Here is an 18706-nt window from a genome sequence, read left to right as displayed (position 1 = left end):
ACACAATGCAAAAAAACGGACCCATTGCCCTCATCTTCAACGCGCTGGTCATCACCTTCATGCTGGCGCCGCTGGTCATCGTCTGCCTGGTGGCGTTCACCCCGGAAGAGACGCTGACGATCCCTACCACCAGCTTCTCGCTGCGCTGGTTCGACCAGGTGCTGCACCACCCGGATTTCGTGCAATCGTTCTGGAACAGCCTGGGTCTGGCCGTATCTGCGGCATCGATTTCCACAGCCCTGGCGGTACCCGCTGCAATAGCGCTGGTGCGCTACGAGATTCCAGGTCGCGGCGCGCTGCAGGCGCTGTTTCTCTCGCCGCTGATCATTCCACACCTGGTGCTGGGCGTGGCCATGCTGCGCATGTTCTCGCTCGTGGGCGGGCAGGGCAGCTTTGGCTGGCTGATCTTTGCGCACGCACTGGTGGTGATGCCCTACACCATGCGCCTGGTGATGGCTGCGCTGATCGGCTTTGACCGCAGTGCCGAGCAGGCTGCATATTCGCTGGGGGCAAGCAATGCCACCGTGTTCAAGCGCATCACCTTGCCAATGATCCTGCCGGGCATCACCGGCGGCTGGCTGCTGGCTTTCATCAACAGCTTTGACGAGCTGACGATGTCGATCTTTGTCATATCACCCAGCACGGTCACCTTGCCGGTGCGCATGTACATGTATGCCACCGAGTCGCTCGACCCGATGATGGCTGCCGTTTCGGCACTGATCGTGTTCATCACGCTGGGCTTGATGCTGCTGCTCGACAAAGTTTATGGCCTGGATCGCATTCTGATTGGCAAGCACTGATGGCACACGCGACAATCAACAGCAACGCAGCCCAGTTGCAACGCCTCAAGGAGCAGGGCCGCGCGCCCGTGGCCTTTGTGCTCAACGGCCAACCTGCTCAGGCCCTGCAGGGCGATACGGTGCTGACCGCCGTGCTGACGCAATCGGCACAACTGCGCACCCACGAGTTTGCGGGAACGCCGCGCGCGGGCTTTTGCATGATGGGTGCCTGCCAGGACTGCTGGGTCACCCTGGGAGGCACTGACGCGGGCCGCAAGGTGCGCGCCTGCTCCACAGCGTTGCAGGCGGGCATGCAGGTGTGCACCACGCCTGGCGCCGTTGCCACGGCCGCACTGGTGGAGGCGCAGCCATGATCGGCAGCGATTTCTACCTGGACGACCCGCGCCCGGCCGATGGCGCGGCCGTGATCGTGGGTGCCGGCCCTGCCGGTATCCGTGCCGCCCAGACCCTGCTTGCCCACGGCGTGCGGCCTGTCGTCATCGACGAAGCGCCCAAGGCCGGTGGCCAGATCTACCGCCGCCAGCCCGACGGTTTTGCCCGCACGCCCAAGGATTTGTACGGTTTTGAGGCGGGCCGCGCCACCGCCTTGCACCAGACCTTTGACAGCCTGCGTGCAGACATCGACTACCGGCCTGACACCCTGGTATGGAACGCGCAGGGCCACACGCTGGACCTGCTGCACACCGCCAGCCGCACGGCAGACACCGTGCGCTGGCGCGATGTGATCGTGGCCACCGGCGCCACCGATCGCATGCTGCCAATCCCCGGTTGGACCTTGCCTGGCGTCTACACCTTGGGCGGTGCCCAGGTCGCACTCAAATACCAGGGCTGCGCCATTGGCGACGCGGTGGTGTTTGCCGGCACCGGGCCGCTGCTGTATCTGGTGGCCTACCAGTACGCCAAGGCGGGCGGCAAGGTGTGTGCGGTGCTGGATACCGCGCCCGCTGCGCAACGCTACAAGGCAGCCCCCGCCATGCTGGCGCAACCGGCGGTGACTGCCAAAGGCGTGTACTACGTGAGCTGGCTGATGCTCCACAACGTACCCGTGCACCATGGCGTGCAACTGCTGCGGGCAGAGGGCGGGGCGGAGGATGAGCGCGTGCAGGCCCTGGTGTGGAAAGATGCGCAAGGCGCGGAGCAGCGCACGGCCTGCAGCGCCGTCGGCCTGGGCTACGCATTGCGCCCCGAGACGCAACTGCCGGACCTGCTGGGCTGCGAGTTTGCCTTCGCGCCGCTGCACCGCTGCCATGTACCGCAAACCGATGCAGACCGCCGCAGTTCAGTACCCGGTGTGTATCTGGCTGGCGACGGCGCAGGCATCATGGGGGCGGATGCTGCCGAGATGTCGGGCGAACTGGCTGCCTTGGCACTGCTGCAGGATCGCGGTATCCAAATTGATGCCTCGCGTGCATCCCACCTGCGCCAGCAGCTCCTGAAAACAGAGCATTTTCGGCAGGCACTGGAAGTGGCCTTCCCGTTTCCCGAGGATTGGGCCGCGCGGGCGAGCGACGATCTGGTGGTGTGCCGCTGCGAAAACATCACTGCAGGCGAGATGCGCAGCACGGCCGCTGCCAATGCGAATGGCGATATCAACCGCATCAAGGCGATGTGCCGCGTGGGCATGGGGCGTTGCCAGGGGCGCATGTGCGGTGTGGCGGCGACCGAGATTCTGGCCGATGCATTGCAGGTGTCAGTGGAGAACATCGGCCGCATCCGTGGCCAGGCGCCGATCAAGCCCCTGCCGCTGGACATGACCGTGGCTGCCACTGCACAGGAGGCTGCCCATGGTTAAGCATCTGGCCACCGAGGTGGTGGTGATAGGCGGCGGCATCATGGGCGCAAGCACCGCACTGTTTTTGCGTCAGCGCGGCGTCAACGTGGTGATGCTGGAGCGCGACCTGTGCGGCTCGCGTTCAAGCGGCGTCAACTTTGGCGGCGTGCGCCGCCAGGGCAGGTCACTCGCCATGCTGCCGCTGTCGCAGCGCTCGCATGCGTTGTGGGGGCGGCTGACCGAGTTGATCGGCACCGAGGCCGAGTACGAGCGCTCGGGCCATTTCAAGATTGCGCGCTCGGATGCAGACATGCAGGCGCTCGTGCGCTACGCCGAGATGATGCGCGACTGCGGCCTGGGCCTCCAACTGCTCGATGGGGCGGAGCTGAAAAAGCGCTTTCCCGTAGGCGGCACGCAGGTGGTGGGCGGCTCGTTCTGCCCTGAAGATGGCCAGGCCAACCCGCGCCTGCTGGCGCCTGCCTTTGCTGCCGCTGCGCGCCGCGCAGGAGCGCAGGTGCTGGAACACACGCCGGTACAGGCGGTGGAGCACAACGGTCAGCGCTTTGTGGTGCGCGCGCCGGGGCTGGAGATCAAGGCCAACATCGTGGTCAACGCGGCTGGCGCCTGGGCGGGCCAGTTTGCCGAGCAGTGCGGCGAGCCGGTGCCCATGCGCATCCGCCCGCCCGCCATGGGCGTGACGGAGCCATTGCCGCATTTTCTGCACTGGAGCCTGGGCGTGGAGGGCGGCAGCATCTATTGCCGCCAGGTGCGCCGTGGCAACGTGGTGTTTGGCGGCGGCCCGGGCCTGGTGCTGGACGACACCCGCGCCCGCAACCGCGCCACCACCATCTGGGAACAGCTGCCGCAATTGGTGGCGCTCTTGCCGCAGCTCAAGAACGCACAACTGATCCGCACCTGGAGCGGCAACGAGGGCGCGCTGCCCGACCATGAGCCCATCATCGGCGCCAGCAGCCGCATTGCAGGCCTCTACCATGCCTTCGGCTTTGCGGGCGGGGGCTTCCAGCTCGGCCCCGGCGTGGGTGAGGTGATGGCCGAGCTGATTGCGCAGGGCCGCAGCGGCACGCCGATTGACGCTTTCCGTATCGACCGATTCTTGCAACCTGCTTCCGCTGGCGAAGCCTCTTCTCCCACCCCCGAAAGGAAAATCGCATGACGACAAAGACAACCAAGACCTCTCCGCTGCGCGGTGCCATTCGGGCGACAGCCCTGGTGGCGGCGGTGGCTGCAATAGGCGCAGCGCACGCACAGACCAAGACCATCTACATCGGCATGAATGGCGGCAACATGGAGCGCACGTACTCGCAGTTCGTCTTCCCGCCGTTTGAAAAGGCCAACAACGTGAAGGTGGTGGTGGTGCCTGGTACCTCGACCGACATCCTCGCCAAGGCACAGGCCAGCAAGGACAAGGCCCAGATGCAGGTAATGACCCTGGACGACGGCGTGATGTACCGCGCCATCGGCATGGGCCTGTGCGAAAAGCTCAAGCCGTCGGCCAACATCAATGACATTCCGGCCATTGCCAAGATCAAGGACAGCGCGGTCGGCCTGTCAATGGGGCTGACGGGCCTGGCCTACAACACCAAGATGTTTGCCGAAAAGGGCTGGGCAGCGCCCACCTCCTGGGGCGATCTGGCCGACCCCAAGCTCAAGGGCAAGGTGGTGGTGCAATCCATGCCCGCATCGTCCTTCGGCCTGCATGCCTTCTTGATGTTCAACCGCCTGAAGGGTGGCAACGAGAAGAATGTGGACCCGGCATTCAAGGCCTGGCCCACCACCATCGGCCCGAACGTGGTGGAATACATTCCCAACTCGTCCAAGGTGGTCGAGATGATGCAAGCCGGTGATGCGGCCATCTTCCCCTACACCTTGACGCAGGCCGAGCTGATGAAGTCCAAGGGCATTCCGATGGAGTACGTGGCGCCCAAGGAAGGCGCGGTGGTGCTGATGACGGCCATGTGCGTGCTCAGCAACAACCCCGAATCGGAGCTGGCGCACAAGCTGCAGGATTACCTGGTGAGCCCAGAAGCCCAGGCCCTGGCCATGGAAAACGGCAGCTACAACCCGGTGACGCCTAAAGCCAAGCTGCAAGGCAAGGCCGCTGAAGAGCAGAACAAGATGAACGCCATCCTGAAAAATGCAGTGGCGGTGGATTGGGACGTGATCAACGCCGACCGTCCTGAGTGGAACAAGCGCTGGAACCGGACGGTGGAGCGCTGAGGCACTGCGGTCTTTCAAAGGCACAAAAAACAAAAGCGACCGCGGGTCGCTTTTGTTTTGATAGCTACTGGCACTTGTCTTTGTTATGTTTCAGGCATTTTGATGCTTGAAAACTATGAAAAGCAAGCGCTTTGCGCTATGTTTTTACATGCCGAGCATCAGCTTGAGGTTCTGCACCGCAGCGCCGCTGGCACCCTTGCCCAGATTGTCGAGGCGAGCAATCACCACGGCCTGGCGCAACTGCTCATTGCCGAACACGCGAATCTCCAGGTTGTTGGTGCCCGCCAGCGTATCAGCGGCCAGCTTGTTGTCGTCCGTGGGGGGGAGCACCTTCACCCATTGTTCCGCCTGGTTGGTCTTGGCGTAGTGAGCCGCCAGCGCATCGTGCAGATCGCTCATCAGCGGTTTGGTGGGCAGCTCTTCGAGGTGCAGGGGCAACTGCACCAGCATGCCTTGCGCAAAATTGCTGACAGCCGGAATGAACACCGGGCGGCGCGTCATGCCGGTGTACTTCAGGATTTCAGGGATGTGCTTGTGCGTCAGGCCCAGCGCATAGGCCTCGTAAGGAGCGGCGGTGTCGGCCTCGTAGGCCTCAATCATGGTGCGGCCGCCGCCGCTGTAGCCAGAAACCGAAGGCAGCGCGAGCGCTGCATCGGGCGCGATCAGGCCCGCATCAACCAGCGGGCGCAGGATGGCAATGGCGCCCGTGGCATAGCAGCCAGGGTTGGAGACGCGCTTTGCCCCTTGCACGGCTGCCTTCTGGCTGGCGCTCAATTCAGGAAAGCCATACACCCATGCATCATTGGTACGGTGCGCGGTGGAGGCATCAATGATCTTGATGGTGCGCCCGGTTTCCTGCTCGATGGCATCCACCATGGCAGCGGTTTCCTTGGCGGCGTCATCGTGCAGGCACAGGATGACGAGATCGACACCAGCAATCAGCGTCCGCTTGGCCGCAGGGTCCTTGCGCAACTCGGGCGCAATGCTTACCAACTCCACGCCTGGCATGTCCACCAGGCGCTCGCGAATCTGCAACCCGGTGGTGCCAGCTTCGCCGTCGATAAACACTTTTGCCATTGCCATAACTCCTGCAGTGCTGCGGCATGGGTAAGCCCGGCCGCCATTGGATGGGAAAACACCTATTTTCATACAAAGCAGCCATTTGTGGGCTGGTGGTGCGAAATTTTGTGTCCGGAGCATGTTCTTCGCCCTGAGGTGAGGGCCTGCAGGCAGCAAGGCGCCTACCCTAAAACCGTGACAGGCACGGCAGGGCGTCGCAAAAATCCTGCAGTGTCCGGGTATTTATGTGGGAGCTACCTGCAGATGTTCTCCCGGCGCGCGATGAAAGACAGGTTGGGCAATAGGGAAGGGCATTGGCGCGCAACAGACTTCAATAGTTAGCTATACAAATAGTAGCTATAAGCATTTGTACCTAAGGTAAATCCAGAGTGCCCGCTCAGGATGCATGGCCGAGCGCAGGCCATGGCGCAGTGCAGCATGTTAAATTCGCGGGTTGCCAGGCCTCCTAGCCCAGTTTGCGAGTTCTTTGTTCTGCGCGCATGGCCGCCGGGTTTTTCCCTTTTTTGTTTTACTCCGAGAGACACTCATGAAAATTCATGAATACCAAGGCAAGGAAATCTTGCGTCAGTTCGGTGTGCCCGTTCCGCGTGGCATTCCCGCTTTCACTGTGCAAGAAGCAGTGGAAGCCGCACAAAAGCTGGGTGGCCCGGTTTGGGTGGTGAAGGCCCAGATCCACGCAGGCGGCCGCGGCAAGGGCGGTGGCGTGAAGGTGGCCAAGACGATCGACGATGTGAAGAAGCTGGCTGAGCAGATCCTCGGCATGCAGCTGGTCACGCACCAGACCGGCCCTGAAGGCCAGAAGGTTCGTCGCCTGTACATCGAAGACGGCGCCGACATCCAGAAGGAATACTACCTGTCTGCCGTGACCGACCGTGGCACGCAGAAGGTGGCCTTCATCGCTTCGAGCGAAGGCGGCATGGACATCGAGGAAGTGGCGCACAGCACCCCCGAGAAGATCATTACCGTGCTGGTCGACCCCATCGCTGGCTTCACGCAAGCCAATGGCGAAGAGCTGGCTAAGGGCATTGGCATGCCTGCTGATTCGGTGGCTCAGTTCATCGACATCTGCCAAAAGCTGTACAAGTGCTACATGGACACGGACGCATCGCTGGTTGAAATCAATCCGCTCAACCGTGACTCCAAGGGCAATGTGATTGCACTGGATTCCAAGTTCAACTTTGACCCCAACGCACTGTTCCGTCACCCAGAGCTGGTGGCCCTGCGCGATCTGGACGAAGAAGATCCTGCTGAAGTGGAAGCTTCGAAGTTCGACCTGGCTTACATCAGCCTGGAAGGCAACATTGGTTGCCTCGTGAACGGCGCCGGCCTGGCCATGGCCACCATGGACACCATCAAGCTGTTCGGCGGCGAGCCTGCCAACTTCCTGGACGTAGGCGGCGGTGCCACCCCCGAGAAGGTCACCGAAGCCTTCAAGATCATGCTCAAGAACCCCAAGGTCAAGGGCATTCTGGTCAACATCTTCGGCGGCATCATGAAGTGCGACACCATTGCCACCGGCGTGATCACCGCTTGCAAGGCTGTGAACCTGAGCGTGCCGCTGGTCGTGCGCATGAAGGGTACCAACGAAGAGCTGGGCAAGAAGATGCTGGCTGAATCGGGCCTGCCGATCATCAGCGCAGACACCATGGCCGAAGCGGCCACCAAGATCGTTGCCGCAGTGAAGTAAGCCCTGGAGAACACAACATGTCTATCTATATCAATAAAGACACCAAAGTCATTACCCAAGGCATCACGGGCAAGACCGGCCAGTTCCACACTGAAAAGTGCCAGGAATACGCAAACGGCAAGAACTGCTTCGTGGCTGGCGTAAACCCCAAGAAGGCTGGCGAAAAGATTTTCGACATCCCAATCTACGGCTCGGTCAAGGACGCTGCCAAGGACACCGGCGCAACCGTGTCCGTGATCTACGTGCCGCCCGCTGGCGCTGCTGCTGCCATCTGGGAAGCCGTGGAAGCCGATCTGGACCTGGCCATCTGCATCACCGAAGGCATCCCCGTGCGTGACATGCTGGAAGTGCGCAACAAGATGAAAGCCAAGGAAGCGGCCGGCGGCAAGAAGACCTTGCTGCTGGGCCCCAACTGCCCAGGCCTCATCACCCCCGGTGAAATCAAGATCGGCATCATGCCCGGCCACATCCACATGCCAGGCCGCATTGGCGTGGTGAGCCGCTCCGGCACGCTGACCTACGAAGCCGTGGCACAGCTGACCGAACTGGGCATTGGCCAGTCGTCTGCCGTCGGTATCGGTGGTGACCCGATCAATGGCTTGAAGCACATCGACGTGATGAAGGCTTTCAACGACGATCCCAACACCGATGCCGTCATCATGATCGGCGAAATCGGCGGTCCGGACGAAGCGGAAGCTGCACAGTGGTGCAAGGCCAACATGAAGAAGCCCGTCGTTGGCTTCATTGCTGGCGTGACTGCTCCTCCCGGCAAGCGCATGGGCCACGCAGGCGCGCTGATCTCCGGCGGCGCTGACACGGCTGATGCCAAGCTGGCCATCATGGAAGAGTGCGGTTTCACCATTACCCGCAACCCATCCGAAATGGGCCGCCTGCTCAAGGGCTTGCTGAAGTAAGAACGTGGACGGAGCCTCCGCGTACCCGTAAAGAGGCTCCGAGCGGTATCTACGCAAAATTACGCATGTAAAGAGCGGTTTGCGCCGCTACACTGCGTACTCCAACTAAAAAGAAGACGCCAGATCTCCATGATCTGGCGTCTTTGCATTCATAACTACGGAGCGCAAAATGGAGTACCTCAGTCACCCCGACTTCTGGATCGGGCTGGTCAAGATCATCTGGATCAACATCATTCTCTCGGGCGACAACGCGGTTGTCATTGCCCTTGCAGCACGTTCACTCCCGCCTGAGCAGCAGAAAAAAGCCATCATGTTTGGCTCCGGCGCCGCCGTGGTGTTGCGGATTGTGCTGACTGTGGTGGCCGCCAAGCTGCTGGAGCTGTCCTTCCTGCAGATCGTCGGGGGTTGCCTGCTGCTGTGGATTGGTCTGCAACTGCTGACCAGCAATGAAGACGACGAAGGCGCATCCAAGGGCACCGGCTCGATGATGACTGCCATCCGTACCATCCTGATTGCCGACCTGGTGATGAGCCTGGACAACGTGATTGCCGTAGCCGCAGCGGCGCAGGGCAACATGGTGCTGCTCATCCTGGGCCTGGCCATCTCCATCCCTCTGGTGATCTTTGGCTCCACACTGATGATCAAGCTGATGGAGCGTTTCCCCGTGATCGTCATCCTGGGCGCAGGCCTGATCGGCTGGGTTGGCGGCGAAACAATCATGAACGACAGACTGCTGCACAGCTATGTCGAGGCCAATCCTGCGCTGCACTACATTGCCGCTGCTGCAGGTGCTGCACTGGTGGTGGGGCTGGGCCTGTGGCTGCAAAAGCGAGGCGAGGCGAAAGCCGCCTGATCTGCCCTCGCAACCATCTTCCAGAAAAGCGCCCGAGGGCGCTTTTTTTGCGCCCGAAACCCACGCGTGAGCGACGATACGTATCGTTTGTTAACAAAACTATCAAGACCGGCAACTCCATTGTGATTTTACGTATAATTACACGGAGGTAAATCAACATGCCAAGATTAATAGTTTCTTTAGATGGTATGGTGGTTCAGGACTATGTGCTCAAAGAGTCCAGAACTACCCTGGGCCGTCGTTCCTCCAACGACATCATCCTCACTGACATGGCTGTCAGTGGGGAGCATGTGGCATTCACCTATGAAAAGAAAATTGGCATCGTGGTGGTGGAAGACCTGGGCAGCACCAACGGCACCCGGGTCAATGGCATCAAGATCCGCCGCCAGGTGCTCCAAAGCGGCGATCTGCTCGACATCGGCAAATGCCGCATCCGCTTTCTGATGAGTTCCATTGCACCGGAAACCGGCTCGCCCAATGGCGGCTTCTATACCGAAGCGCTGTCCGTCCCCGTGCCCCACATGCTGCCCGAGAACGAGTCGCATGAAGAAGGCCCATCCACGTCGCCCGCAGCATTTCCCCATCATGAGGAATCGCCCTATAACGCTGGTGCCCACCTGCGCGCAGTCAAGGGTGCTGATGAAGATGTGATGCTCTCCAAGATCGTGACCGCCGTAGGCCGCCCTGGCATCGCAGTAGTGGCCTTCACCAGACGCGGCAAGGGCTACGTGGTCTCGAAGGTAGACGGTGCTACCGATGCCAAGCTCAATGGTCGCGCACTGAGCACTACCGAAGCGGTGGTCAAAGGTGGCGACAAGATTGAGTTGGCGGGCATGGAGTATGAGTTCTTGAGTTGATGATTGTCTGCTCACTCCTTCAATCTCTAGACCAACGGCACCTTCGGGTGCCGTTGTCACTTGAGAGGGGGAGGTTGAGGCCGGCTGGCGGATGGTCTGCGAAATGACAAAAATGTCGAGCCAGGCCGAATGTGACAAAAATGCCTGTTTGCAACAATCAATTAACAAAAAGCCGCAGTTTTGTCAGCCTCACGCAAGCTGATGCTCACCGCCAAAAGTTGGCACGGCGCTTGCACTACTACTCACAAGCCAAGTCGCTGTGATCTGGCTACTAGTTTCAATACAGATTCCATAGAGAGGTTTCAACATGCTGCGTAAGATGCAAAAGGGTTTCACCCTGATCGAACTGATGATCGTTGTGGCGATTATCGGTATTTTGGCTGCTGTGGCGCTGCCTGCATATCAAGATTACATCACCCGCGGTCAAGTGGCTGAAGCCGTTACCTTGTCTGGTGGCTTGAAGAGCCCTCTGTCAGAGTACGGCGCTGACAAGAATGCATGGCCTACGCTGGTTGGTCCTACTGTAACTGCGACCACTGGTCAATTGAATGCAACCGTCATTGGTAAGTATTCGACCGTAAATACCACTATTGGTGGTACTTACCCAGCGGGTACAATCACGGCAGCGATGACAACCGGCAAGGCATCTGGTACAAACCTTACGCTGACTACTGGCAACGGCGGCAGCACTTGGGCATGCGGCAATACGACAGTAGATGGTGTAACTGGCGCGAATACCACGATTGCAACCAAGTATTTGCCAAACTCCTGCAAGCCATAAGGCTGCGGCTTAAGTTAAAAAAAGGGGGCTACGGCCCCCTTTCTATTTCGATATCGGGGGGCATGATGATAAATCTGAAAAGCAAGGGATTTACCTTGATCGAATTGATGATCGTCGTGGCGATCATCGGAATTCTGGCTGCTGTGGCTTTGCCTGCATATCAAGATTACTTGACTCGCAGTCAGGTGGTAGATGCGGTTGAAATGGTGGCCGGTTTGAAAAACCCGTTGGCGGAATGGGCAACTGACAAAAATACCTGGCCCACTCTAGTGGGACCCGCAGTCACTGCTGGCACGGGGCAGCTCAATGCTACAGTTGCTGGAAAATATGCGTCGGTGGCGGCAACAATTGGTGGCACTTTTCCTTCAGGAATAATTTCTGCATACATGACAACTGGCAAGGCCAATGGGCAGCGTTTGACTTTTAGTACTGGTAATGGAGGTATTGCATGGGTATGCGGAAATACCTCTTTAGATGGTTATACCGGGAGTGGTACGACTATTGAGACAAAATATCTGCCAAATGCGTGTAAACCATAATTTACATGAAATATTGACTCAACGTAAGGCCCTTTAGGGCCTTTATTTCGTGTTTGCTTAAAAATTTAATGGATGATTCACATGTCGAATGAATGGTATTACAAAAAAAAGGCGGCCATACTGCTTTTATTGGCATTGACATGGTGTTTGTACGCGCAGAGTTTAGGTTTTGCTTATGTGTGGGACGACGGTGTTATATTTTTGGATAAGAACGATTTGATGACGCAGCCACTGAGCTGGGGTCTGATATCTCAACCAGTGCTAGAAGGGACAACATATTTTCGCCCCGTGATTTTCTTAACATGGTTCATCGAGTTTCATATATTTGGTCAAAATCCTGTTATTTCGCATGCAATTAATTTATTGCTATTTTCACTGAACGTCATTCTAGTATATTGGCTGGCATGCCAAATCTTGGAAAAAGCAGGATTTAAAAATGTCCAGATTCGTGCTCTTTTTTCAGCCGGCTTTTATGCAGTTCACCCTGCTTTAATTCAAGCTGTTGCATGGGTGTCTGGGCGATTTGATGTGATGTGCACGACGTTCTGTCTGTTGGCGTGCTGTATATTCGTTAGCCAGAAAATAACTGGATGGTTAAAGTCATTAGTTATAGGTTTTTGTTTTATTTTGGCGCTTTTATCAAAAGAGCTCGGAGTTGTTTTACCATTTTTATTAATATGCGTTGGCTTGGCTTCAAGTAGCGGTACTGAAAAGGGACTGAGTTCCATCATAAAAATTTTTTCGCAAGAGAGAAAAACATTCTTTGCATTAATTGTTTTTGGTGTTTTATATGGCATTCTTCGGACAGTAACGGTTTCGAGAATCTATCATTCCACAATCAATTTTCAGCATTTTGAAGCCATTGTAAAAACATTGCTCCCAATGCAAACATTGCAAGAGTATGCAATTCTTGCCTTCCTTCCTTTTGGTAGAATTAGTCTTTTTTATCCTTATGGCGATTTGGATTGGTGGTCTAGTTATAGTTTAGTAATCTACCCGCTGATGGCTTTCTTTATAGCTTTCTCAATATGGAAGGCGGTATGGAAGGGCAAGGTCTGGGCGTGGATGCTTTTAGCTTCCTTGATCAGTTTTTCTCTGGTGCTTCACATCATTCCGCTATGGATAGCAGGTAGCTTGGTGCAAGACCGATTCATGACATTGCCGCTCGCCTTTTTGGGGATTTTTGTTGCGTCATTAGAGCTGAGGAAGATCAGATTTTTGAGAAATTATATTTCTGCCAGAGCAATGAAGTTAATGGTGACAGTTGGTATGGTCGGGTGGCTGTTGCTTGCGAGCTTGGTGACAATTACAACAATTCCAGTTTGGAAAACACCGCTGAATTTATGGGCGTGGGCGCATCAATCTACACCTGATGCAGGTGTGGTTAGCTACAATTATATGCAAGCTGCACTGACAGAAGAACGTTTTGATTTAGTTGAGAAAGAAATCGAGCGTCTCAAAGAGATTAATGGAGGTCTTGGGGTGCCGGAGCAGATTCTATATGCCAATCTTTTGACTAGAAAGGGTGATGCAGAAGCTGTGAAGTACATGGAAGGTATTATGTACGCAATGCCAGACTTTCAATCGATTAAAAATGGAAGGCAAATGCTGATTGATTTAGGGTTGACGTCTGAGCAAGTCGGCGGATCACTCATGGACTATGCAAATGCCAAACTTGCGTTTGATGGAGATCTAAAGGCAGCGGCTAAATATAACAAGATAGCCGAATGGTATTTCGGATCAGGACAACGAGTGCCGGTCGCTTTGCAAAGGGCAACAATTGAGTATTTGACTGGTGATTATTCGAAGGCAAAAGCAACTGTGGACGCGCAAAAGGATATTTATTACTTCGGAAAAAATAGATATATAAAAAATATGAGCGGTGCAGTTTTGTTATTTTGCAATAGATGGCAGGACAGCAAAGAGGATGTAAGAAAAACATGCGAAGAACTGAGAAGCCAAGTACTACCAGAAGCCTTTGAAAGCTACAAATGATGCAGCGCGAAATCTTGCTTGGCAAGCTTAGAGCTGCGACTGTGCATCTGCTCATTACGCTTATTGTGGCGGCGCTTTGTGCTTTACTAGTATTTAAAATTTGGTTTCCTGCTCCTTTTCATCAAATGCTGGGGGGGGCCAAACTTTTTCTTCTGGTAACGATTTCTGATTTTATACTGGGGCCGCTCATTAGCTTGGTAATTTACACGCCAAAAAAAACGCGTTCGGTATTATTTCGAGATTATATAGTCGTTGCGATCATTCAAGCCTCTGCGCTTGTATATGGTATGCATGCAATTACAGCTGCACGTCCAGTATTTATTGTTTTCGCGGTAGATGGCTTTGAGGTCGTGGCAGCCGGAGATGTTACGGACGAGGACTTGTCGAAGGCCCCAGAGTTACAGTGGAGGCAGCGTAGTTGGACAGGGCCGAAATATGTTTGGACTCCTATGCCTGAAGATCCACGAGAAAGAACAGAGTTGATCTTTAGTGCGCTGAATGGGAAGGATATTCAGTTTTTACCAGAATATTATAGATCGTTGAATACCGGTTACGATTTAATCGCAAGCAAAGCGAAGCCTGTTGACCAATTGATTCAAAAATATCCTGAGCAATTGCCAGTGATTAGAGACGCCATTGCAAATGCAGGTCAAGAAAGTGGAGAAATATTATGGCTGCCTGTGAGATATTTTGAAAATGTATGGACGGTATTGATTGATAAGAAATCTTTATTGCCCAAGGCATGGATTGATCTCGATCCTTATTGATTGGTGAATTATGAAAATAAACGAAGAGTTCGAAAAATCAAGAAATTTGATTTTTATCGCTATTGTGCTTATTTTCACGATGGCATTCTATAAGACAGCATGGGTCGCAGAGGATGCTTTCATTACCTTTCGTGTCATAAATAACACCCTTGATGGGTTGGGTTTGGTATGGAATTCAGGGGAGCGTGTACAGGTTTATACGCACCCTCTTTGGTTTTTTATTCTGCTCCCTTTGACAGGATTGTTTGATGATCCGTTTTATGTAGTCATATTCTTATCGTATTTTCTTTTAGTACTGACGCTATACTTTTCCTATCGAGCTTTAAAGAATCATCGTTGGTGGGCACTTTTTCCTATATGCTCATTGCTTTGGTCTAGGTCATTTGTTGATTATTCTAGTTCGGGCCTGGAAAATCCACTTCTGCATTTGCTTGCAGTTTTATTTTTCTGGATGTGGATTGAGCGAAAGGATGCTGGTCTGGCTTCGTTGCTGATATCTCTATTGTTTTTAACGCGTCCTGATGCTGTTGTTCTATTTTTCCCTGCCTTTTTATTTCTATGCTTCCAAGATCGAAGATGGGGCCGTATATTTATAGGTCTAATTCCAATAATTTCGTGGGTTATTTTTTCTTTGTTTTATTACGGATCACCAGTTCCTAATACGGCGCTTGCGAAAGTTGGCACGGGATTGGCTGTTCAAGATCGGTTTGTTCAAGCAGTTTATTATTTTCAATGGATATATGAGAACGATAAGGTTACTCTACCTATTCTCATTTTGGGAATAATTTCAGGATTTTTAAACAAGCGTTTCTTGGCTTTTTCTTTGGGGATATTGCTTTTTACTGCATATCTATTCTATGTTGGCGCTGACTATATGGGGGGGCGGTTCTTGAGTATGCCGACACTACTCGCGGCATTGCTTTTTTCTTGTGTGGCTGGAAGGGTTCTCGTTTCTTTATTAATGAGTTATTTGTTATTGTCTTTTAATTCATTAATGCTTACGGTATTTTCTCCGCCTAATTTTAATCAGGCCGTTATAGAAAATGGCATTGCGGACGAGCGAGGGTTTTATTACCAATGGCTTGGCCTTTCTCCATCTTTAAGACAAGGCGGGTGGACCTTGCATCCTTGGTTTCAAGCGGGATTGGTGCTGCCTGGTTTGTACACTCGATGTGCTATAGGTATGGCTGGATTTGCGTCGGAGAAAACGGTCAGATGGATCGACCCTATGGCACTTGCTGAGCCCTTTTTGGCGAGACTACCTGCCAAGTCAAAATCGCGTATTGGGCATCATGAAAGAGCCCTACCTGCAGGGTATTTGGAGTCTATGGTTTCTGGAGAAAATAAAATCGTAGACAAAGCACTTTCGGATCTTTATGCTGATGTTGATATGGTAGTCAGGAAGCCATTATTTGCAAAAGGAAGATTTAAGGCAGTATGGCGATTAAATACTGGATATTATAAAGAAATATTTGATAATTTTGACAGAGAAGCAATTGGATTGCCGGGTGTCCCTATTTCCGATAAATCTCCGTTATCTTGCTATGGAGTTTCATCTGGTTGGAATTACACATGGCAGATAGTGGGAGTTCCCGCGACTGCGGTTTCTGTAAATCGCTGAAAAATGACTGAAAAAAAAATCATTGGTAGCGTGATTGATTGCCCCTTATGCATTGATCTCGATGGAACCCTGCTACGTAGTGACTTATTGTATGAATCCCTTTTATTACTCTTCACAAAAAATCCGCTTTATTTGTTTTTATTGCCCTTTTGGCTACTAAAGGGCAAGGCTGCTTTCAAACGCGAAATAGCTACCCGTGTTGAGGTCACTGCCAACACTTTGCCGTATGACATGCGTATACTGGAGCTATTACGCACAACCTCTCAGCGTCCGCGTGTATTGTGCACAGCGTCCGATGCATTACTGGTGCAGCCAATTGCCGATCATTTGGGATTGTTTGAATCAGTGATGGCGAGTGATGGCTGCTCCAATCTGGCTGGGCGGCACAAGGCGGAAAAATTGGTGGAGCGCTTTGGCGAGCGCGGCTTTGACTATGTTGGCAATAGCGACGTAGATCTGCAGGTATGGAAACATGCAGCCACAGGATTGGTAGTTGGCAGTGATGCTTTGGCTGAGAAGGCGGGCCTTTTGACACAGGTACGGGCGCATTGGCCCACAACCGCGCGTGGCGGCCTGTATCGCTTGCGCACCTGGGTTAAGGCCATGCGCATCTACCAATGGGCCAAGAATTTGCTGGTATTTGTGCCATTGTTAGCCGCACACCGTGTTTTGGAGCCAGAAGCACTGGTGCAAGCGACTGTGGCCTTTCTGGCTTTTGGCCTGTGTGCATCGGGTGTTTATTTGCTGAATGATTTGCTTGATCTGTCTTCCGATCGTCAGCATTCGCGTAAATGCAAACGTCCGTTTGCAGCCGGTGATTTACCAGTGTTGCAGGGCCTATTTGCTGCTGTTGTGCTTACCGTGGTCAGTTTCATATTGGCTGCATGGTGTGGCTGGAAATTCGCTTTGGTGCTGCTAGGCTATTGGTTGTTGACTGTGAGTTATTCACTCCATCTCAAGCGATTGGTGATGATTGATGTGATATTGCTGGCGGCGTTATATACGGTGCGAATCATTGCTGGAGCGGCTGCGATTGGCGCGCCCTTGTCTTTCTGGCTATTGTCGTTTTCGATGTTCATTTTCCTCAGTTTGGCATTGCTCAAGCGCTATACTGAGTTGCACGCCGCCCAGGCTGCCGGTAAAGGGGGCGCGTCCGGGCGCGGATATGACACGATGGATTTGCCATTGATTGAATCGCTGGGTGCTGCCGCTGGCTATATTGGTGTGCTGGTGTTGGCGCTCTATATCAATAGCCCTGAGAGTCTCACGCTGTATCACCAGCCCAAGCTGCTTTGGTTACTATGCCCTATGTTGCTTTATTGGGTGAGTCATATGTGGATGGTGGCTCACCGAGGAGGCATGCATGATGACCCGATTGTGTTTGCGGCATCCGACAAGGCGAGCTTGGTGGTAATCTGCTTATGTGCGATCGCGGTTGTGTTGGCGACATGAGGCCCAATCAGGAGCATCCATGAGCGAACCGTCGGCGGGCCGTGTCACCGGCCAATCTTGGGGGCGTTATCCGCACTGTCCGAAGAATACGCAACGCTTGCTCCCGGTAGTCAATAGACATACCGACCTGCCTGCGTTTGATGGAACGGTGTTGCCCCATGGAGCAGGGCGAAGCTATGGCGACAGCAACCTCAACCCGGGAGGTTCGCTGCTGATGGTGCGCTCACTGGACCGCTTTATCGCCTTTGATGCTGCCAGTGGTGTGCTGTGCTGCGAGGCTGGAGTAACGTTGGCGGAGGTGCTTGACGTAGTGCTACCGCAGGGCTGGTTTCTGCCGGTGACCCCTGGAACCCGTTACGCTACCGTTGGTGGCTCTATCGCCAATGATGTACATGGCAAAAATCACCATCGCACCGGCAGCTTTGGCTGCCATGTGCGTGCGCTGGAGTTGTTGCGTAGTGATGGCTCTCGGCAGCAATTACAGCCAGGTGATGTTTTGTTCTCTGCAACTATCGGCGGGTTGGGGTTGACTGGAGTCATTTTGTCAGCAGAGTTGCAGCTGCGTCGGGTTCCGGGTCCATGGTTGGAGACAGAATCAATCCGTTTTGACACATTAGATGATTTTTTCTCGCTTTCTCAAGAGTCTGCAGACCAATTTGAATACACGGTGGCTTGGATTGATTGTCTAGCAAGTGGCAAGCACCTGGGGCGAGGTCATTTTTTACGTGGTGACCATGTCAGCGGTGACGCAAATGCACCAACCCCAGCGACTGTAGCTCGCCAAAGCATGCCACTGGTGCCGCCATTTTCTCTGGTCAACGCTCTGACGTTGCGTCCTTTTAATACACTATATTATTGGCGCCAGTTTACGCGCAGAAAACGTGCTTTAACACATTATCAGAGCTATTTTTATCCACTTGATGGCATTTCTCATTGGAATCGAATATATGGGCCCAAGGGATTTTTGCAGCATCAGTGTGTGCTGCCATCTGCTACTGCTAGGGATGCGGTGAAAGATCTATTGCGCGAAATTTCTCGTAGTGGGAACGGGTCATTTTTGGCAGTGTTGAAAGAATTTGGCAATAAACCATCGCCTGGAATGCTTTCATTTCCGCGCGCGGGTACCACTTTGGCGCTGGATTTTCGAAACAATGGAGAAAGTGTTTTAAAGCTGTTTGATCGCCTTGATGCGATAGTTGCAGGGGCTGGCGGGGCTATCTACCCTGCCAAGGATGCGCATATGTCAGGGCAACTTTTTCGGGCAGGATATCCGCGATGGCAGGAGTTTTCGCGCTATATCGACCCCAATTTTTCATCGGCATTCTGGCGTCGTGTAATGGCTTGAGAGATT

The 18706-nt window shown here is 54.2% G+C and carries 17 protein-coding genes; 16 read left to right on the top strand and 1 reads right to left on the bottom strand.

The window, feature by feature from the left end; all coding sequences use genetic code 11:
• The first annotated feature begins 5 nt into the window (after positions 1 to 5).
• From ABIE32_RS00535 to ABIE32_RS00515, 5 genes are read left to right on the top strand one after another with little or no spacing between them, the layout of a single operon-like run.
• Entirely contained in the window at positions 6 to 800 is a 795-nt protein-coding gene (locus tag ABIE32_RS00535) for an ABC transporter permease (RefSeq protein ID WP_184704438.1), read from the top strand.
• The gene (locus ABIE32_RS00530; RefSeq protein ID WP_429012757.1) at positions 800 to 1153 is read left to right on the top strand and encodes a (2Fe-2S)-binding protein; all 354 of its coding nucleotides are present in this window, start codon (positions 800 to 802) and stop codon (positions 1151 to 1153) included. The genes ABIE32_RS00535 and ABIE32_RS00530 overlap by 1 nt, the downstream gene beginning before the upstream one ends.
• Positions 1150 to 2592 (top strand): FAD-dependent oxidoreductase, encoded by a 1443-nt coding sequence (locus ABIE32_RS00525; protein ID WP_429012754.1) that lies wholly within the window; start codon positions 1150 to 1152, stop codon positions 2590 to 2592. Before ABIE32_RS00530 ends, ABIE32_RS00525 begins: the two co-directional genes overlap by 4 nt.
• The gene (locus tag ABIE32_RS00520) at positions 2585 to 3745 is read left to right on the top strand and encodes an NAD(P)/FAD-dependent oxidoreductase (RefSeq protein ID WP_429012751.1); all 1161 of its coding nucleotides are present in this window, start codon (positions 2585 to 2587) and stop codon (positions 3743 to 3745) included. Before ABIE32_RS00525 ends, ABIE32_RS00520 begins: the two co-directional genes overlap by 8 nt.
• A complete protein-coding gene (locus ABIE32_RS00515; RefSeq protein ID WP_224150608.1) occupies positions 3742 to 4809 on the top strand; it encodes an ABC transporter substrate-binding protein in 1068 nt (355 codons plus the stop codon). Before ABIE32_RS00520 ends, ABIE32_RS00515 begins: the two co-directional genes overlap by 4 nt.
• A gap of 144 nt (positions 4810 to 4953) precedes the next feature.
• Here the strand turns inward: ABIE32_RS00515 and argC are convergent, their stop codons facing one another.
• Positions 4954 to 5886 (bottom strand): N-acetyl-gamma-glutamyl-phosphate reductase, encoded by a 933-nt coding sequence (argC, locus tag ABIE32_RS00510; RefSeq protein WP_224150607.1) that lies wholly within the window; start codon positions 5884 to 5886, stop codon positions 4954 to 4956.
• A 529-nt stretch (positions 5887 to 6415) separates the two neighbouring features.
• Here argC and sucC point away from each other — a divergent pair.
• From sucC to ABIE32_RS00455, 11 genes are all read left to right on the top strand, one after another.
• Positions 6416 to 7576, top strand: a complete 1161-nt coding sequence (gene sucC / locus ABIE32_RS00505; RefSeq protein WP_429012747.1) for an ADP-forming succinate--CoA ligase subunit beta — start codon at positions 6416 to 6418, stop codon at positions 7574 to 7576.
• Positions 7577 to 7593: 17 nt separating this feature from the next.
• Positions 7594 to 8490 (top strand): succinate--CoA ligase subunit alpha, encoded by an 897-nt coding sequence (gene sucD, locus ABIE32_RS00500; protein ID WP_184704425.1) that lies wholly within the window; start codon positions 7594 to 7596, stop codon positions 8488 to 8490.
• 169 nt (positions 8491 to 8659) lie between these two features.
• Positions 8660 to 9343 (top strand): TerC family protein, encoded by a 684-nt coding sequence (locus ABIE32_RS00495; RefSeq protein WP_224150605.1) that lies wholly within the window; start codon positions 8660 to 8662, stop codon positions 9341 to 9343.
• A gap of 158 nt (positions 9344 to 9501) precedes the next feature.
• Positions 9502 to 10200: an FHA domain-containing protein gene (locus ABIE32_RS00490; protein ID WP_395023734.1), complete on the top strand. Its 699-nt coding sequence runs from the start codon at positions 9502 to 9504 to the stop codon at positions 10198 to 10200.
• Positions 10201 to 10507: 307 nt separating this feature from the next.
• Positions 10508 to 10981, top strand: a complete 474-nt coding sequence (locus tag ABIE32_RS00485) for a pilin (protein ID WP_429012743.1) — start codon at positions 10508 to 10510, stop codon at positions 10979 to 10981.
• A gap of 65 nt (positions 10982 to 11046) precedes the next feature.
• Positions 11047 to 11520, top strand: coding sequence for a pilin (locus ABIE32_RS00480; RefSeq protein ID WP_429012741.1), 474 nt, complete (start codon positions 11047 to 11049; stop codon positions 11518 to 11520).
• Positions 11521 to 11601: 81 nt separating this feature from the next.
• Positions 11602 to 13515 carry an ArnT family glycosyltransferase gene (locus ABIE32_RS00475; RefSeq protein WP_429012739.1) on the top strand — a complete coding sequence of 638 codons (1914 nt, stop codon included), beginning with the start codon at positions 11602 to 11604 and terminating at the stop codon, positions 13513 to 13515.
• Positions 13515 to 14282 (top strand): TfpX/TfpZ family type IV pilin accessory protein, encoded by a 768-nt coding sequence (gene tfpZ / locus ABIE32_RS00470; RefSeq protein ID WP_429012737.1) that lies wholly within the window; start codon positions 13515 to 13517, stop codon positions 14280 to 14282. Before ABIE32_RS00475 ends, tfpZ begins: the two co-directional genes overlap by 1 nt.
• A gap of 10 nt (positions 14283 to 14292) precedes the next feature.
• Entirely contained in the window at positions 14293 to 15903 is a 1611-nt protein-coding gene (locus ABIE32_RS00465) for a hypothetical protein (RefSeq protein ID WP_429012734.1), read from the top strand.
• A gap of 3 nt (positions 15904 to 15906) precedes the next feature.
• Complete coding sequence (locus ABIE32_RS00460) at positions 15907 to 17355, top strand: UbiA family prenyltransferase (protein WP_429012731.1); 1449 nt, start codon at positions 15907 to 15909, stop codon at positions 17353 to 17355.
• Between the two features lie 19 nt (positions 17356 to 17374).
• On the top strand, positions 17375 to 18700 hold the full coding sequence (locus ABIE32_RS00455) for an FAD-binding oxidoreductase (protein WP_429012728.1): 1326 nt from the start codon (positions 17375 to 17377) through the stop codon (positions 18698 to 18700).
• The last annotated feature ends 6 nt before the right edge of the window (positions 18701 to 18706 follow it).

The organism is Comamonas sp. 4034, assembly GCF_050434545.1.
Lineage (GTDB): Bacteria > Pseudomonadota > Gammaproteobacteria > Burkholderiales > Burkholderiaceae_C > Comamonas > Comamonas odontotermitis.
Note: the sequence above shows the minus strand (reverse complement) of the source record. Positions and strands in the feature narration are given on the sequence as shown.

Excerpts from the sequence above, each read along its gene's own strand:
- ABIE32_RS00535 (WP_184704438.1), top strand. The coding sequence starts at position 6 with ATGCAAAAAAACGGACCCATTGCCCTCATCTTCAACGCGCTGGTCATC.
- ABIE32_RS00530 (WP_429012757.1), top strand. The coding sequence starts at position 800 with ATGGCACACGCGACAATCAACAGCAACGCAGCCCAGTTGCAACGCCTC.
- ABIE32_RS00525 (WP_429012754.1), top strand. The coding sequence starts at position 1,150 with ATGATCGGCAGCGATTTCTACCTGGACGACCCGCGCCCGGCCGATGGC.
- ABIE32_RS00520 (WP_429012751.1), top strand. The coding sequence starts at position 2,585 with ATGGTTAAGCATCTGGCCACCGAGGTGGTGGTGATAGGCGGCGGCATC.
- ABIE32_RS00515 (WP_224150608.1), top strand. The coding sequence starts at position 3,742 with ATGACGACAAAGACAACCAAGACCTCTCCGCTGCGCGGTGCCATTCGG.
- argC (WP_224150607.1), bottom strand. The coding sequence starts at position 5,886 with ATGGCAAAAGTGTTTATCGACGGCGAAGCTGGCACCACCGGGTTGCAG.
- sucC (WP_429012747.1), top strand. The coding sequence starts at position 6,416 with ATGAAAATTCATGAATACCAAGGCAAGGAAATCTTGCGTCAGTTCGGT.
- sucD (WP_184704425.1), top strand. The coding sequence starts at position 7,594 with ATGTCTATCTATATCAATAAAGACACCAAAGTCATTACCCAAGGCATC.
- ABIE32_RS00495 (WP_224150605.1), top strand. The coding sequence starts at position 8,660 with ATGGAGTACCTCAGTCACCCCGACTTCTGGATCGGGCTGGTCAAGATC.
- ABIE32_RS00490 (WP_395023734.1), top strand. The coding sequence starts at position 9,502 with ATGCCAAGATTAATAGTTTCTTTAGATGGTATGGTGGTTCAGGACTAT.
- ABIE32_RS00485 (WP_429012743.1), top strand. The coding sequence starts at position 10,508 with ATGCTGCGTAAGATGCAAAAGGGTTTCACCCTGATCGAACTGATGATC.
- ABIE32_RS00480 (WP_429012741.1), top strand. The coding sequence starts at position 11,047 with ATGATAAATCTGAAAAGCAAGGGATTTACCTTGATCGAATTGATGATC.
- ABIE32_RS00475 (WP_429012739.1), top strand. The coding sequence starts at position 11,602 with ATGTCGAATGAATGGTATTACAAAAAAAAGGCGGCCATACTGCTTTTA.
- tfpZ (WP_429012737.1), top strand. The coding sequence starts at position 13,515 with ATGCAGCGCGAAATCTTGCTTGGCAAGCTTAGAGCTGCGACTGTGCAT.
- ABIE32_RS00465 (WP_429012734.1), top strand. The coding sequence starts at position 14,293 with ATGAAAATAAACGAAGAGTTCGAAAAATCAAGAAATTTGATTTTTATC.
- ABIE32_RS00460 (WP_429012731.1), top strand. The coding sequence starts at position 15,907 with ATGACTGAAAAAAAAATCATTGGTAGCGTGATTGATTGCCCCTTATGC.
- ABIE32_RS00455 (WP_429012728.1), top strand. The coding sequence starts at position 17,375 with ATGAGCGAACCGTCGGCGGGCCGTGTCACCGGCCAATCTTGGGGGCGT.